General features: G+C 55.4%; 11 protein-coding genes. 7 read left to right on the top strand and 4 right to left on the bottom strand.

Going from position 1 to position 15,130, the window contains the following annotated elements; genetic code table 11:
* Positions 1-105: 105 nt before the first annotated feature.
* The 7 genes from NW211_RS00225 (at position 106) to NW211_RS00195 (ending at position 10,284) form a co-directional block, all read left to right on the top strand.
* Positions 106-2,694, top strand: a complete 2,589-nt coding sequence (locus NW211_RS00225) for a T9SS-dependent choice-of-anchor J family protein (protein ID WP_258326451.1) — start codon at positions 106-108, stop codon at positions 2,692-2,694.
* Between the two features lie 225 nt (positions 2,695-2,919).
* Complete coding sequence (locus NW211_RS00220) at positions 2,920-3,741, top strand: peptidylprolyl isomerase (protein WP_162611670.1); 822 nt, start codon at positions 2,920-2,922, stop codon at positions 3,739-3,741.
* A gap of 4 nt (positions 3,742-3,745) precedes the next feature.
* Positions 3,746-5,014, top strand: coding sequence for a pitrilysin family protein (locus NW211_RS00215; RefSeq protein WP_258326450.1), 1,269 nt, complete (start codon positions 3,746-3,748; stop codon positions 5,012-5,014).
* A gap of 5 nt (positions 5,015-5,019) precedes the next feature.
* Positions 5,020-5,844 carry a CRISPR-associated endoribonuclease Cas6 gene (gene cas6 / locus NW211_RS00210; RefSeq protein WP_258326449.1) on the top strand — a complete coding sequence of 275 codons (825 nt, stop codon included), beginning with the start codon at positions 5,020-5,022 and terminating at the stop codon, positions 5,842-5,844.
* 100 nt (positions 5,845-5,944) lie between these two features.
* Positions 5,945-7,747, top strand: coding sequence for a DUF349 domain-containing protein (locus tag NW211_RS00205; protein ID WP_375379558.1), 1,803 nt, complete (start codon positions 5,945-5,947; stop codon positions 7,745-7,747).
* Between the two features lie 153 nt (positions 7,748-7,900).
* Positions 7,901-9,259: an undecaprenyl-phosphate glucose phosphotransferase gene (locus NW211_RS00200; protein WP_258326446.1), complete on the top strand. Its 1,359-nt coding sequence runs from the start codon at positions 7,901-7,903 to the stop codon at positions 9,257-9,259.
* Between the two features lie 86 nt (positions 9,260-9,345).
* On the top strand, positions 9,346-10,284 hold the full coding sequence (locus tag NW211_RS00195; protein ID WP_258326445.1) for a DMT family transporter: 939 nt from the start codon (positions 9,346-9,348) through the stop codon (positions 10,282-10,284).
* Between the two features lie 15 nt (positions 10,285-10,299).
* Here the strand turns inward: NW211_RS00195 and fmt are convergent, their stop codons facing one another.
* The 4 genes from fmt to NW211_RS00175 are packed head-to-tail and all read right to left on the bottom strand — an operon-like array spanning position 10,300 to position 15,095.
* Positions 10,300-11,268: a methionyl-tRNA formyltransferase gene (gene fmt, locus NW211_RS00190; RefSeq protein WP_258326444.1), complete on the bottom strand. Its 969-nt coding sequence runs from the start codon at positions 11,266-11,268 to the stop codon at positions 10,300-10,302.
* Positions 11,269-11,274: 6 nt separating this feature from the next.
* The gene (locus tag NW211_RS00185; protein ID WP_375379557.1) at positions 11,275-13,101 is read right to left on the bottom strand and encodes a chloride channel protein; all 1,827 of its coding nucleotides are present in this window, start codon (positions 13,099-13,101) and stop codon (positions 11,275-11,277) included.
* 21 nt (positions 13,102-13,122) lie between these two features.
* Positions 13,123-14,535, bottom strand: coding sequence for a sugar transferase (locus tag NW211_RS00180; protein ID WP_258326443.1), 1,413 nt, complete (start codon positions 14,533-14,535; stop codon positions 13,123-13,125).
* Positions 14,532-15,095 carry an L-threonylcarbamoyladenylate synthase gene (locus NW211_RS00175; protein WP_258326670.1) on the bottom strand — a complete coding sequence of 188 codons (564 nt, stop codon included), beginning with the start codon at positions 15,093-15,095 and terminating at the stop codon, positions 14,532-14,534. Before NW211_RS00175 ends, NW211_RS00180 begins: the two co-directional genes overlap by 4 nt.
* Between the last annotated feature and the right edge of the window lie 35 nt (positions 15,096-15,130).

Here is a 15,130-nt window from a genome sequence, read left to right as displayed (position 1 = left end):
GGGAGAATATACCCGGAGGGCTCCTGGTCGATGGAGCCCTCTTTGTTCCTTTTGCGAACAGCACACGACAACGATACGTAAATACCAAATTTTTATAGAAAAGCAATGAAGAAAAAAATTTTAGCTCTGGTAATGACCCTCGCCGGCTGGGGCCTGGCGGCGATGGCTCAGCAGACTGTTTCGCTCACCTTGCAGGTCACCTCCGTTACGGGCGAAGACATGAGCGGAACCCCCTTTTATCTGGAGCGAACCGAGTCGGGTTTGGTCTATAACCGGGTATTGGGAGCTAACGGAGTCTATACCGAGAAAAGTATATATCCGGGCATTCACCGGCTGGTTATTGAGAAAGAGGGATTGAAGACCTACGACAACGCCGCGCTCGACATACAGAGCGATACGGTACTCAAGATTGTGATGGAAGAGCCGGTGCGCACCCCTTACAATCTGCAGGCGGTACTTGCACACGATCCCAAGACCGGTGTCAACGATGCCTCGCTGGTGTGGAACGAGGAGACCGACTACTTCTTCGACGATTTTGAAGACTACCCCTCGTTTACTCTCGACCTTACGCCGTGGACCGGTATCGACAAAGACCAGGAGTCGGCCGCCGTACTCATGCAGGGCGGTTATCCCAACAGTGGGCTGAAGCAGTATGCCACGATTGTGGCTCCCGACGAAGCCTATGTCTCGGTAACCTCCGACGGCAGCGATGTCTATCCCGTCTCGTGGTGGTTCTATGCACCACAGCTGCGGCCGTACAGTGGCAAGAAGTATATGGGCTTTATCCGTACGGCCAGCGGTACCACCAATAACGATTGGGCCATCACACCCCAGATACACGTAGGGGTAAACAATGTCGTGCGTTTCAAGGCCAAGGCGGCCGATGCGCCTGTCGAGCGTTTCAAGGTGTGGATTTCGACTGCCGGAACCGCCGAGAGCGACTTCATGCCGTTGACACAAGGCAACTACGAATCGGTAGAGTGGAACTCGTGGAGTACGATTGAGTATGACCTCTCGAAATACGAAGGACAAGATGTTTATATAGCCATTCAGTATATTACCCAGGCGGGCTGGATGCTGATGGTCGACGACTTTTTCGTAGGGTCGGCCAAGCTGAATCCCTCGCAGGTAAAGGCTCGGTTGCCCCGGGCAATCCGTCATCGCAATATAGCGGCCGGCGACGATCCGCAAAGTTACACCGTCTATCTCGACAATCGCGAGGTAGGTTCGGTGCAGACCAATTCCTTCTTCTTCGACAATCTGGAGGCCGGCGTTCACACCTTGGGTGTGAAGTCGGTCTACCGGGTTTCCGAGTCGTCGGTGGCTACTACCCAAATCGAAGTTCCGGCAGCCTCGGCCTATGCCGATGTCAAGGTACAGGTGACCGTCAACGGAGGGTCGGCCGATGGAATTGCCGTGAGCTATCTCTCGGGCAGCTACCAGGTGACCGACACCATACGGTCGGGCCTATCGCACTTTGCCTCGCTGCAGAAGGGCGAGTATGTAATCGGCATCAACGACGACCGCTACATGCCGCTAGATACCTTTGTCAATATCGATCGGGACATGACCATCGACCTCTCGCTGGTCGAGAAGATTACCGAACCCTACAACCTTTCGGTCGATTTTACCTACCGTGAAGACAGCCATACGACCGACGCCCTCTTCCGTTGGAATCAGGATTTGGGCTGGAGCGATAGCTTCGAAGAGTACGACGACTTTGCCACCCGTTTCGGCGACTGGGTTACCTACGACCAGGACCGCCTGCAGCACTATCTGCTCTCGGTCAACGGGCAGAATGTCACCTTCCCGGGATTCGATGCCGGCGAGTCGCCTGTCTTTATCTTCAATCCCGAAGCCACGACACCTCCGTGCGATGTCGACGGCTACCTCAACACGATGTGGGGCAAGAAGTATGTGATGTTCTTCGGAGCCCAGCAGGCCGCCTCCGACGACTGGCTTATCGCTCCCAAGCAGAAGATCAACGAAGGGTATGTGCTGCGCTTCTATGCACACGTCTACGGCAATCCGGGCGAGATTACCGGCATACCCGAGTCGATACGGGTGATGGCCTCCGAGTCGTCGACCGACCCCTCGTCGTTTGTCGAGCTCTACAAGTGTACTTTCGAGGAGGGTGGCTGGTACGAGGTGACGGTCGAGCTGCCCGACTTCGTCAACCGTGAAATCTACCTGGCCGTCAACTATGTCTCTTACGATGGCTGGATGCTCAAGGTCGACAACTTCTACGTAGGTCCTGCCGTCGATGCTCCTGCCCCCGAGGTAGGCGATGCTACCTACAATGTCTACCTCAACGGCGAGATGAAGGCCACGGCGATAACCGACAACTTCTACACCTTCGAGTCGCTCCCCGACGGTACCTATACGGCCGGAGTCAAGGCCATATACGAGTCGGGCGAATCGCAAACGGTCGAGTATCTCTTCACCACCCAGTACAGTGGGGTAGAGTCTGCTGCTCTCCCTGCCGCGAAGGTTTACGGCCGCGACCGGGCCATCTGGGTCGAGCCGATGTCGGGCGAGAAGGTATCGGCAACGGTCTATAATGCGGCCGGCCAGATGGTCGCCTCGATTCCCGAAATCGAGCAAAACATCCGTATCCCGGTCGATGCCGGACTCTATCTGGTATATTTTACCACCGATAAAGGTCCCGCTACGATAAAAGTGCTGATAAGATAACTCACTGAAAATAAGCAAATGAAAGGCGCCTTGGTACAACTGAATCCGGGGCGCCTTTTTTGATAAATATAAATTTCTATTTTCCTATGTTAAGAAATCATTTAATTTTGTACCTTTGTAAATGAAGTACGGGTAATAGAAGTCGCTCGGCCCGGTCCATACGGCCGATGTTTTTTTATTTGCATACTTTCATGATTCGCACCGACGCGGCTAAACAGGAGTTATATGAATAAGAGTATTTGTTTTATTTTTTTATCGCTAATAATATTCAACATGAGTTGTGCCTCAAACGGCCATAAGGAGACAGTTGTCCTTATGGAGACTACAATGGGAGATATTAAGGTGAAACTGTACGACGATACCCCCGCGCATCGCGACAACTTCGTGAAGCTGGTCAAGGAGGGATATTACGACGGAACACTGTTTCATCGTGTAATCAACGAGTTTATGATACAGGGAGGCGACGGTACCTCCCGAAATGCCCCCGCCGGCAAGATGCTGGGCATGGGCGACCCGGGTTATACCCTCCCGGCCGAGTTTGTCTACCCCAAGTATTTCCACAAACGCGGGGCATTGGCTGCTGCCCGACAGGGCGACCAGGTGAATCCCGAAAAGGCATCGTCGGGCTCGCAGTTCTATATCGTTACCGGCAAAGTGTACAACCCGCAGCAACTCGACCAGATGGAGCGTCAGATGCAGATGCAACAGCAACAGTCGGTATTCCAGGCTTTGGCCGCCAACCATCGCGAGGAGATTATCAAAATGCGCAAGGCTCGCGACATGCAGGGGTTGCAGGCTTTGCAAGATACGCTTGTAGCCCAGATGCAGGAGCAGATCAAGCGTGAGGGCAAGCGCACCTTTACTCAGGCACAGCGCGAGGCCTATACCACGGTGGGCGGTACGCCCCATCTCGATGGTGAGTATACCGTATTCGGCGAGGTAATCGAGGGAATGGACGTGGTCAACAAGATACAGCAGGTCGAGACCGGTGCCGCCGATCGCCCTGTGGCCGATGTCAAAATCATAAAAATGAAAATCGAGGAGTAAGAGCGTGATACCGTTTCGTCGTCACATATTGTCCAATGGTTTGCGCATCATACACCACTACGACGCCTCTACGCGCATGACGGCGTTGAATCTGCTGTACGATGTAGGGTCGAAAGACGAGTCGCCCTCGCGCACCGGATTTGCCCATCTATTCGAGCATCTCATGTTCGGTGGGTCGGTGCATATCCCCGATTTCGATACTCCGCTGCAAAAGGCCGGGGGTGAGAACAATGCCTGGACCAGCAACGATGTGACCAATTACTACACGGTTGCTCCCACACACAATATCGAGACCGCCTTCTGGCTGGAGTCCGACCGCATGCTCAGCCTCGCCTTTTCGCCCGAGTCGCTGGCCGTGCAGAAACAGGTGGTCATCGAGGAGTTCAAGCAGCGGAATCTGAATCAACCCTATGGCGACTCGTACCTGCTGCTCAGACCCATGGCCTATCGGGTGCACCCCTATCGGTGGCCTGTCATCGGCCGTGAGGTCTCGCACATAGCCGAGGCTACGCTCGACGAGGTGAAGCAGTTCTTCTTTGCCCACTATGCCCCCAACAATGCCATCCTGTGCATCTCGGGCAGTCTGCCTTTCGAGCGTGCTGTCGAGTTGTGCGAAAAGTGGTTTGCCCCCATACCCAGCCGACAGATTGCTCCGCGCCATCTGCCGCAGGAGCCGGTGCAGACCCAGCCCCGTCGTCAGACGGTCGAGCGCGATGTGCCGCTCGATGCCATCTTCAAGGCCTATCACATGGTGGCCCGTCGGCACCCCGATTATCAGGCTTGCGATGCCCTTTCCGATGTGCTCTCCTCAGGCCGTTCGTCGCGGCTCTACCGTCGGTTGGTCATGGACGAAAAACTCTTCACCGAGCTCGACGCCTCGGTAACCGGCGACATCGAGCCGGGGCTCTTCCTGGTGAAGGGCAAACTCTCGCCGGGCGTCTCGCTCGAGCAGGGCGAGGCAGCCATCGACGTCGAGTTGCGCCGCATTTGCGACACGCCTGTCGACCAGCGTGAGCTCGACAAGGTGGTCAATCGTTTCGAGTCGAACGACCTGTTTTCCAATTTGCACTATTTGAACAAGGCTACCAACCTGGCCTATTACGAATTGTTGGGCGGAGCCGAAAATATCGATTGTGAAGTCGACCGTTACAAGCGTCTTACTCCACACGATTTACAGCGAGTTGCAAGAGATTTGTTTGTGCCGGAAAACAGTTCGACTTTGTGGTATAAGTCGATACCCTCCGGTGCACCTTTGATAAATGATATAGAGTAGTTATTATGCGATTCAAATTAGTCTTGGCGGTTAAGTCCGAAAGTTTTGGCAACATTTTGCCGGTAAGCTATCAGTACGAGTTGTCGGCAGCCGTGTATCGGCGCATTCGTGAAAATTTCGATGCCTACTTGCACTGGCTTTCCAGCAACGGGTTTGCCCCGGTCGACGATTGTCGCAACCGGCTCTTTTCGTTTTCCAACCTCTACATTCCGCGCATCCGGGTCGAGAACGATAGGCTGCACATTCTGGTCAAGAAGGTACAGATGTGGATTTCGTTTCTGCCCGTACGGGGGACACGCGAGTTTGTCGAGACGCTTTTTGCAGATACCACCTTTGTGCTGGGCGATCGCCGCAGCCGGGTAGAGCTCGCGGTCGAGGAGATTATCGACTGTCCTGCGCCCGAGTTCGGCCCCGTGTCGGAGTATCTGGCCCTCTCGCCCATTGTCTTCATGGTGGCTCGTTCCAACCGCAGCATGGAGTACATCGGGCCCGACCATCCCTCGTATGCCGACTGTTTCTACCATTCGATTCTGTCCAAGTACGAAAGAATATTCGGTCACCCCTTCGAGGGGAATACCGATTTTTCGTGGACTCTTCTATCCGAGCCCAAGCGTAAAGGCATCTTTATGATGCGATTTACCCCCGACGAGTCGAAGGTCATCGGCTACATGTACAAATTCAGGGTGTCGATGGACCCTCTGTTGCATCAAATCATGTACGAGACCGGCATCGGCGAGAAGGTGAACCTGGGTTTCGGCTGCATCGAAATACTCCGTCGTGAGGCCCTTCCTGCCGGGAAAGAGGCGCCACTTCCCGAAAAAGAGGATTGATTCGTGAAAATTATATGACTTTTTTGTATGAAATGACAAAAAAATTTTTTTAATTTGTATAGAGAATAAAGATTTTATCTTTCATAAAACTGAATATACTATGACAACAGAGCTTGAAAAACCTGATATGAATGCAGAAGAACTCCATGCAGGTCAAACTATGACTCCCGCCGAGGAGGAACAAAATTCGGCACAGCCGGCTCCGAAACTTTCGAGAGAAGAGATTATCGACGAGTTGCGAAAGTTGATTGAGGGCCCGGTTGAAGAGGTGAAGGAAGAGGTCGATGAATTGAAACAAGCCTATTATAAACAGAAAAAAATCGAAATAGAAGAGGCTCGCAATGCTTTCGTCGCTGCCGGTAACCCCGAGTCGGAGTTCGTCCCCACACCCGACGAGCAGGAAGAGACGCTCAAATCGCTGTTGGCTGTATTCCGCGAGAAAAAGGCCGCATATACCGCCTCGCTCGAGAAACAACGCGAGGAGAATCTGGCCCGCAAGCAGCAGATTTTGGAAGAGATGAAATCTATTACCGCCGATTCGGACAACATAAACAAGCAATACACCCGCTTCCAGGAGTTGCAGCAGGCTTTCAAAGAACCTTGCGACCTCCCCTCGGCTGCGGTATCGGGCCTGTGGAAGAGTTTCCAGACCTGTGTCGAAAGCTTCTACGACCTGTTGAAAATCAACAAGGAGTTGCGCGACTACGACTTCAAGAAGAACCTCGAGCAGAAAACAGCCCTTTGCGAGGCTGCCGAGGCTTTGCTCACCAACGACGACGTGGTGGCTGCCTTCAAGCAGTTGCAGCTGCTTCACGACGAGTGGCGGGGCATCGGTCCCGTGGCCAAGGAGCTGCGCGAGGAGTTGTGGAATCGCTTCAAGGATGCTTCGACCGAGGTAAACAAGCGGTATCAAAATTTCTTCGAGGCGCGCAAAGAGGTTGAGCGCAAGAACGAAGAGGCCAAGACGGCGCTGTGCGAAGAAATTGAGGCCATCGACATGAATGCCCTCAACTCGTTTGCCCAGTGGGACGAGGCCACCAAGCATGTGCTCGACCTGCAAAGCCGCTGGAAAACCCTGGGATTCGCTTCGCGCAAGATGAACAACCTGCTGTTCGAGCGCTTCCGCAAGACCTGCGACGAATTCTTTGCCCGCAAGGCCGAGTATTTCAAGACGGTAAAAGAGAAGATGGCCGCCAACCTCGAGAAGAAGAAAGCCTTGTGCGAAAAGGCCGAGGCTCTCAAGGACAGCACCGACTGGAAGGCGACGACCGACGTATTCGTAGCTCTGCAGAAAGAGTGGAAGACCATTGGCCCCGTAGCCAAGAAACACTCCGACGCCATTTGGAAACGCTTCGTAACCGCTTGCGACTACTTCTTTGCTCAGAAGAACAGCCAGCTGGCTTCTACTCGTCAAACCGAGCAGGAGAATCTCGAGAAGAAGCGCGACATCATTGCCCGCCTCAAGGCCATCGACGAGTCGGTCGACCCGGCCGAAGCCGAAAAGACCGTACGCGAACTGATGGCCCAGTGGAGCACCATCGGCTATGTACCCTTCAAGGAGAAAGACAAAATCTATAAAGAGTATCAGGCTCAACTCGACATCCTCTTTGCCCGCCTCAACATGACCGAGACTCGCAACCGCCTGAGCAACTTCTCGGCCTCGGTTCAGCAAATGGCCGACGGCAACCACGACAAGCTCTATCGCGAGCGCGAAAAACTGTTGCGCATGTACGACCAGAAGAAAGCCGAGCTGCAAACCTACGAAAACAACATCGGCTTCTTGAACATCTCGTCGAAGAAGTCGAGCGGCCTCTTGAAGGAGATGGAGCGGAAGATGCAGAAAATCCGCGAAGAGATGCAGCTTATCGAGCAGAAGGTGCAACTTATAGATAAGAATTTGTAGTAAATAAGATGCCAACGCAGGGCGACCCTTCCAAACCGGGTTGCCCTGTTATTTCCCCCGCGGTACCCAAACCGGGTGGGGAGCGCAGGTTTGTCGAATAAAAATAGATCGGAACAAGAGAGAGAAACAATGGCACGAGGTCGGTATGGACATATGATAAAGTCGCTGATTATCATCGGAGATTTCTTTTGTTTGAACATCGCCTATGCCGCCGTGTGCCTGTGGGGTGGGGGCTTCGAAGGGGGCTTTGCCGAGAAGATTATCTGGCTCCTGCTCAATCTTTCGTATTTCCCCGTTTTCCTCTTCTTCGGCAAGGTGCACGAGTTGCGTATCCTCCATGTAGACAGAGTATTGATTAAAGTGTCGCAGTCGGTGTTGAGCCATCTGGCGGCATTTTTGTTGTTGATATTCTTCCTGCAAATCGACGACATCAGCTCGCTGGTGCTGCTGAAGTTCTACCTGCTCCTCTCGGTATTGCTGGCCGTCTGGTGGGTAGGTTCGCGCAAGCTGCTCAAATACTTCCGCCGCAAGGGCTACAACTTCAAGCGGGTAGTTATTGTAGGGGCCGGTGCCATGGGTACGAAGCTGCTCGACGAGTTGCGTTCCGATGCCGGTTACGGCTACAAGTTTATGGGATTCTTCGACGACAACCTTGCCTTGAAAAAGTCGTTGCCCAACTTCCAGGGCGACTGCTCGGCTGTCGAGGCCTTTGCTACGGCCAACAACGTCGACGAAATCTACTGCGCCCTGCCCATGCGGCAGGAGGAGAAGATTACCCGCCTGCTCAAGTTTGCCGAGTCGCACAACATCTCGTTCTTCATGGTGCCCGACGTAGGGCGCTACATCCACCGGCAGCTCGAGTTCCAGCTGGTCGGCAACGTACCGGTACTCTCGCTCCATCCCGAGCCGTTGCAAAACATCTACTCCCGCATGCTGAAGCGGGCCTTCGACCTGGTCTTCTCCTCAGTCGTGCTGGTATGTTCGCCCGTGATTTTCATCCCCATCGCCATAGCCGTCAAGCTCTCGTCGCCGGGCCCCGTATTCTTCAAGCAGAAGCGCACCGGTTTCCGGGGAAAAGAGTTCAACTGCTACAAGTTCCGCACCATGCGGGTCAATGCCGCCAGCGACGAGTTGCAGGCTACGCGTCACGACCCCCGCAAGACGCGGGTGGGCGAGTTCCTGCGCAAGACGAGCCTCGACGAGCTGCCCCAGTTTATCAACGTATTCCTGGGCGATATGTCGGTTGTCGGGCCACGTCCCCACATGGTCAAGCACACCCACGACTACTCCAAGATTATCGACAAGTACATGCTGCGGCACCTCATCAAGCCGGGCATCACCGGCTGGGCGCAGGTGAACGGCTACCGGGGCGAGACTCGCGAACTGTGGCAGATGGAGCGTCGGGTCGAGTACGACGTGTGGTATATCGAGCATTGGAATTTCTGGCTCGACATCAAGATTATTTTCCTCACCGTAGTCAATGCCTTCAAGGGCGAGAAGAACGCCTTCTGACAACTCCTCCGAAAAAAAACAGCCGGAAACCTATCCTTCGAGACCAATGTCGTGTGTATCTTTGCACCCCGAAAAAGGGATAGCAAATGAGTACAAAAGTCAAAGGCACGATACTCGGTATCGTTTCGGCAGTAAGCTACGGCACCAATCCGCTGGGTGCCCTCTACCTCTACCGCGAGGGTTTGAACTCCAGTTCGGTACTTTTCTACCGGTTTCTGTTTGCGGTGATTATTCTCGCCGGCATCATGTGGGCGCAGCATCAGTCGTTCAAGCTGTCGCGCAAGGAGCTGAAAACCCTCGCTACGCTGGGCATCCTCTTTGCCGTATCGTCACTTACCTTCTACACCAGTTTCCACTACCTCGATGCCGGCATTGCCGCTACCATTCTCTTCGTCTATCCCATCATGGTGGCTGTAATCATGGCCCTCTTTTTCAAGGAGCGGCTGTCGGGAGTCACTGTCTTCTCCATTCTGTTGGCCCTCTCGGGTATCGCGCTGCTCTATCGGGGCGGCAGCAGTGTAGGGCTCAACACTACGGGGGTGGTGCTGGTGTTGGTTTCGGCCCTCACCTATGCCCTCTATATGGTGGTGGTCAACCGCTCGTCCATCGTCATGTCGTCGATCAAACTCACCTTCTATGTCCTGCTCGTCTGCATGACGGCCATCGCCTTGCAAGCCTCGCTCGGCAGCCACACGCCGCTGCAGCCGCTCACCACGCCGCGCATGTGGTTCTTCTCCATCATGCTGGCTTTGGTGCCCACGGTCATTTCGCTGGTCACCATGACGCAGGCCGTTCACGCCATAGGCTCTACACCCACGGCCATTATGGGCGCACTCGAACCCCTCACGGCCGTAGTCGTGGGGGTGACCATCTTCGGCGAAGCCTTTACGTTGCGGTTGGGTATGGGTATCTTTATGATTCTGGTGGCCGTGCTGCTCATCATCGCCTCCAAGGCGATACCGGTGCACAAGGTGGCCACCGTCATCGGACATGCCCTGCGGTCCGTCCCTCTGCACAGGCGTTGAATCCCGGAGAGATTTCTATTCGCATCTGAACGTGTCGTCGAGGTGGAATCCCCGCAACAGGTCGGCGGCAGCCATACGCTTCTTGCCGGCAAGTTGCAGCTCCTCGATGCGCACATAACCGTCGGCGCAGGCCACGTCGATGCGGCTCTTGCCGTCGGTGTGTATGCTGCCCGGCTCGAAGTGGTGAGCGGCCGGTACGGGGGTGGTTCGGAATATCTTCACGCTCAACCGGTTGCCGTCGGCCGATACCCACTCGCACCAGGCGGCCGGGTAGGGCGACAGACCCCGCACCAGGTTGTGAATCTGCACGCAGGGCTTCGACCAGTCGATGCGGCAGGTCTCCTTGAAAATCTTGGGGGCGGGACGCAGTGGCTCGTCGGTCTGGATTGACTCCTGCTCAATGGGTTTCACCGTCCCGGCCAGGATGGCGTCGACCGTCTCGACCACCATGTCGGCGCCCAGCACCATCAGTTTGTCGTGTATGGTACCCACGTTATCCTCGGGCAGGATAGGGATGCGTCTCTGTTGTATGATTTCGCCCGTATCGATTTCGTGTTTCAGGAAGAAGGTGGTGATGCCCGTCTCGGTGTCGCCGTTGATGATGGCCCAGTTGAGCGGGGCGGCACCCCGATATTGCGGCAGCAGCGAGGCGTGCAGGTTGAAGGTGCCCATCGGCGGCATGTTCCACACCACCTCGGGCAGCATGCGGAAAGCCACGACAATCTGCAAGTCGGCATGCAGGCTGCGCAGCTGCTCGACAAAGGCCTCGTCCTTCAGCCGTTCGGGCTGCAGCACCGGCAACCCTTGGGAGAGGGCATACTCCTTGACCGGCGAAAACTGAATCTTGTGACCGCGCCCGGCCGGTTTGTCGGGCATGGTGATGACGGCTACCACGTTGTAACCCCCTTCGACGAGGCGGCGCAGGCTCTCCACGGCAAAATCGGGAGTGCCCATATAGACGATGCGTAAATCTTTCTTTTCCATATTCGTTTAGTCTTGTGAGAAGTGTACCAGCACACGGCGGTACGAGTTGAAAATCTTCGATTTCGACACGAATCCTACATACTTCCCGTTCTCGACGACCGGCAGGTTCCAGGCGTTGGTCTGGTCGAAGGTCTTCATCACGCTGTCCATGCTGCTGCCCACCTCGATTTTGGCCGGTGGCATGGTCATGAACTTGCGCACATAGAAACGCTTGTAGAGTTCGGGGCGGAACATGATGTTGCGGATGTCGTCGAGTATGACGATACCCAGCAGCGTGCCATCCTGGTCGGTAACCGGGAATATGTTGCGGTGCGATTGCGAAATCACTTTGACCATGTCGCCGAGAGTCATCTCGGGGTGAACCTCTATGAAGTCGGTTTCGATTACGCTGTCCATCTTCAGCAGGGTGAGCACCGCCTTGTCCTTGTGGTGGGTGAGCAGCTCGCCCTTCTTGGCCAGACGCATGGTGTAGATGCTGTGAGGTTCGAATATGCGGATGGTGGCATAGGCCACGGTCGAGGTAATCATCAGCGGCAGGAACAGGTCGTAGCCACCGGTCAGCTCGGTAGTAAGGAAGATGGCCATGAGAGGCGCGTGCATGACGGCCGACATGACCCCGGCCATACCCATCAAGGCAAAGTTCTTGTCCGACAGCTCCATGGGCAGAATGCCCGTGTGGTTGAGCACATAGGCAAAGAAGAAGCCCGCGAAGCAGCCCACGTACAGGCTGGGGGCGAATGTACCACCCACACCGCCTCCGCCGTTGGTGGCACTGGTGGCCAGTACCTTCACCAGAATGATGAGGGCGAGGAAGAGCATCATCACCCACATGTTGTCGTTTTCGGTATAGAAGAAGCTACCCTCGGCCAGTTGCTTCAGGTTGTCGTTCAGCAGGCTGGTGATGGCTCCGTAGCCCTCGCCGTAGAGCGGTGGCAGCAGGAAGATGGAGAGACTGAGGATAGCCGACCCGAAGAAAAACTTTTTCCACGGCGTGCCTATCTTGCGGAAGATGTCCTCCATGCGGGTCATCACGCGGGTAAAGTAGAGCGAGACGAATCCGCAGAAGACGCCCAGCAGAATCACGTAGGGGATACGGGCCGCCTCGAAAGTCTCGGTCTGCACGAAACTGAACTCGGCACTGTAGCCCGTGAAGATGTACGACACCGTCACCGCCGTAATCGACGAGATGAGCAGCGGCAGCACCGAGGTGGTGGTCATGTCGATCATCAGCACCTCGAGGGTAAACAGGATACCGGCAATAGGGGCCTTGAATATGCCGGCAATGGCAGCAGCCGAGCCGCAGCCTACCAGCAGCATGAGCAGCCGCTGGTCCAGGCGGAAGAGGCGCCCGATGTTCGACCCGATGGCCGCGCCGGTGTATACGATAGGGGCCTCGGCTCCTACCGAACCGCCGAACCCGATGGTAATCGAACTGGCAATCACCGAGGTGTACATGTTGTGCGGTTTCAGCCGGCTCTTCTTCTGCGAGATGGCATAGAGGATGCGGGTGACACCGTGGCTGATGTCGTCCTTGACGATGTAGCGCACATAGAGCCCCGCCAGCAGGATACCGACAATCGGGTAGATGAGGTAGAGGTAATTGGCGCTGTCGGCGTTGAAGTGCGAGGTGAGCAGGTTCTGGATAAAGTGGATGAGAAATTTCAGAATCAGCGCGGCGGCGGCCGTGCAGATACCGATTACGAAACTCAGAAACAACACGAAGTTGTGTTCGTTGATGTGCTTCTCGCGCCACAACAGCAGGCGCAGCATCAGGTCGTGCCGCTTCTCCTCCTTCGGGGTGTCGTCTATTTCAATATCTTCTTCGTCTATCATATTATAGTTTCCTTTTACATGTTACATGCCTTTGCCGGTGACCACTGTCCGTATGGTGTAGATAATGATTTTGAGGTCGACCAGCAGCGACATATTTTCCAAATAAAGAATATCATACTTCAGCCGGGCAATCATCTCGTCGATGTTGCGGGCGTAGCCATACTTCACCATGCCCCACGAAGTGATGCCCGGGCGTATCTGGTGCAGCAGCACGTAGTAGGGTACCCGCTCGACAATCTGGCGGATGAAGTATTCGCGTTCGGGGCGCGGTCCCACGAGCGACATGTCGCCCTTCAGCACGTTCCAGAACTGGGGCAGCTCGTCCAGCCGGTATTTGCGCAACACCCGGCCGATGCGGGTGATGCGTTGGTCGTTCTCCTCCGAGAGCAGGGGAGTGCCCGACTCGGCATCCGACTTCATCGTGCGGAATTTATAAATCTTGAAAGGCCGGTGCCGATACCCGATGCGCTCTTGCTGGTAGAATACCGGCCCGCTCGAGTCGCGTTTGATGAGGATGGCCAGCACCACAAACAGTGGTGAGAGCAGCACCAGAGCCACGGCCGAAACGAGGATGTCGAACATCCGCTTCATGTTCTTCCCGCCTTCCGAGATGGCGCAGTTGCTCATGTCGATGAGGGGAGCCCCGTAGATATTGGTCAGCCTTACCCGCGACGAGATGATGTTGAACTCGTCGGTGCCCAGCTTGATGGGCAGGTTCAGGGGGTAGAGCGTGTTGATGAGCCGGTGCAGCTCCACCAGATTGTCCTCTTCGGGGGCCACGATCAGCTCCTGTATCTTCATCTCCCGGCACAGGCGGGGCAACTCTTCCATGGGGTAGGTACGGTCGGCAATCTCGGGGTCGGCCGTTTCGTCGTTCACCCGGATGAACCCCACGATGCGGTAGCCCAGCGAGTGGCGCGGCTCTTCGAGTTCGCGCATCTGCTTCACCGCCTTGCTGCCGCACCCGATGATAAAGGTATTGAACTGCCACTTGCCTCGGTGAATGAGGGCGGTAGCGTTGCCCGTAATCGTGGCTCTGACGGCATAGACAAAGACAAACTGCAGTCCGTACAGCAGCAACAGCAGTTCGTAGTTGTCGATGCGGAGGCGCAGCACGTCGTTGATGAGGGCGATGAAAAAGATAAGCAGCGTATTCACCAGCACCGACCCCAGGGTCTGCACCAGTTCCTGGATGCGCGACTTGAAAAACGGCTGGTTGTAGTAGCCCGACAGGTAGTAGACCCCCATCATCAGCAGCGGGAAGATAATCTGCCCTTCGATCACGCGCGACGAGAGCAGATACGCCTTCAGCGACCCGCCGGCCTGGATGCCGGGGAAGTGAAACCGCACGATGTTGAACAGAAACCAGGCCACATTCGAGGCCAGGTAGTCGCCCAACACATAGCGTCTTGTCTGTCGTCTGCCGTTAATCACTCGCGTATAATCTTGATGGAACCGTCCGATTCGAGTTTGATAATGCTCGAGGGCACCGCCTCTTTCGTCTCGTCGCGGCGGGCCTCCACGATGTAGTCGACGGCCGCTTTAATCTCGTCCGATACCTCGGCGAAGTTGTGGGGCGAAGGCTGCCCGCTGATGTTGGCCGACGTCGACACAATCGCCTTTTTGAAGCGGCGGCACAACTCCTTCGAGAAAGCCTCGTGCGTGATGCGTATGGCAATGCTCCCGTCCTCGGCCAGCAGGTTGGGGGCCAGGTTGCGGGCGCCCGGATAGATAATCGTGAGCGGTTTCACCGCCACGTCGAGCAGTTGCCACGCCGTCTCGGGCACCTCGCTCACATAATATTCCACCTTCGGCTCGCTGTCGGTAAGCACGATGAGGGCCTTGCTGTCGGCCCGCTGCTTGATTTCATACACCCGTTTCACCGCCTCGGCATTGGTCGCATCGCAACCGATGCCCCAAATCGTGTCGGTCGGGTACAAAATCACGCCGCCGCGCTCCATCACTTCGCAAGCCTGCTTGATATCTTCGCTGATTCCCATGTCTTAATCCTCTTTTTTTAGTGTTACGA

The sequence above is a fragment of the Barnesiella sp. ET7 genome (assembly GCF_024733785.1).
Classification (GTDB): domain Bacteria; phylum Bacteroidota; class Bacteroidia; order Bacteroidales; family Barnesiellaceae; genus Barnesiella; species Barnesiella merdigallinarum.
Note: the sequence above shows the minus strand (reverse complement) of the source record. Positions and strands in the feature narration are given on the sequence as shown.

Excerpts from the sequence above, each read along its gene's own strand:
- NW211_RS00225 (WP_258326451.1), top strand. The coding sequence starts at position 106 with ATGAAGAAAAAAATTTTAGCTCTGGTAATGACCCTCGCCGGCTGGGGC.
- NW211_RS00220 (WP_162611670.1), top strand. The coding sequence starts at position 2,920 with ATGAATAAGAGTATTTGTTTTATTTTTTTATCGCTAATAATATTCAAC.
- cas6 (WP_258326449.1), top strand. The coding sequence starts at position 5,020 with ATGCGATTCAAATTAGTCTTGGCGGTTAAGTCCGAAAGTTTTGGCAAC.
- NW211_RS00205 (WP_375379558.1), top strand. The coding sequence starts at position 5,945 with ATGACAACAGAGCTTGAAAAACCTGATATGAATGCAGAAGAACTCCAT.
- NW211_RS00200 (WP_258326446.1), top strand. The coding sequence starts at position 7,901 with ATGATAAAGTCGCTGATTATCATCGGAGATTTCTTTTGTTTGAACATC.
- NW211_RS00195 (WP_258326445.1), top strand. The coding sequence starts at position 9,346 with ATGAGTACAAAAGTCAAAGGCACGATACTCGGTATCGTTTCGGCAGTA.
- fmt (WP_258326444.1), bottom strand. The coding sequence starts at position 11,268 with ATGGAAAAGAAAGATTTACGCATCGTCTATATGGGCACTCCCGATTTT.
- NW211_RS00185 (WP_375379557.1), bottom strand. The coding sequence starts at position 13,101 with ATGATAGACGAAGAAGATATTGAAATAGACGACACCCCGAAGGAGGAG.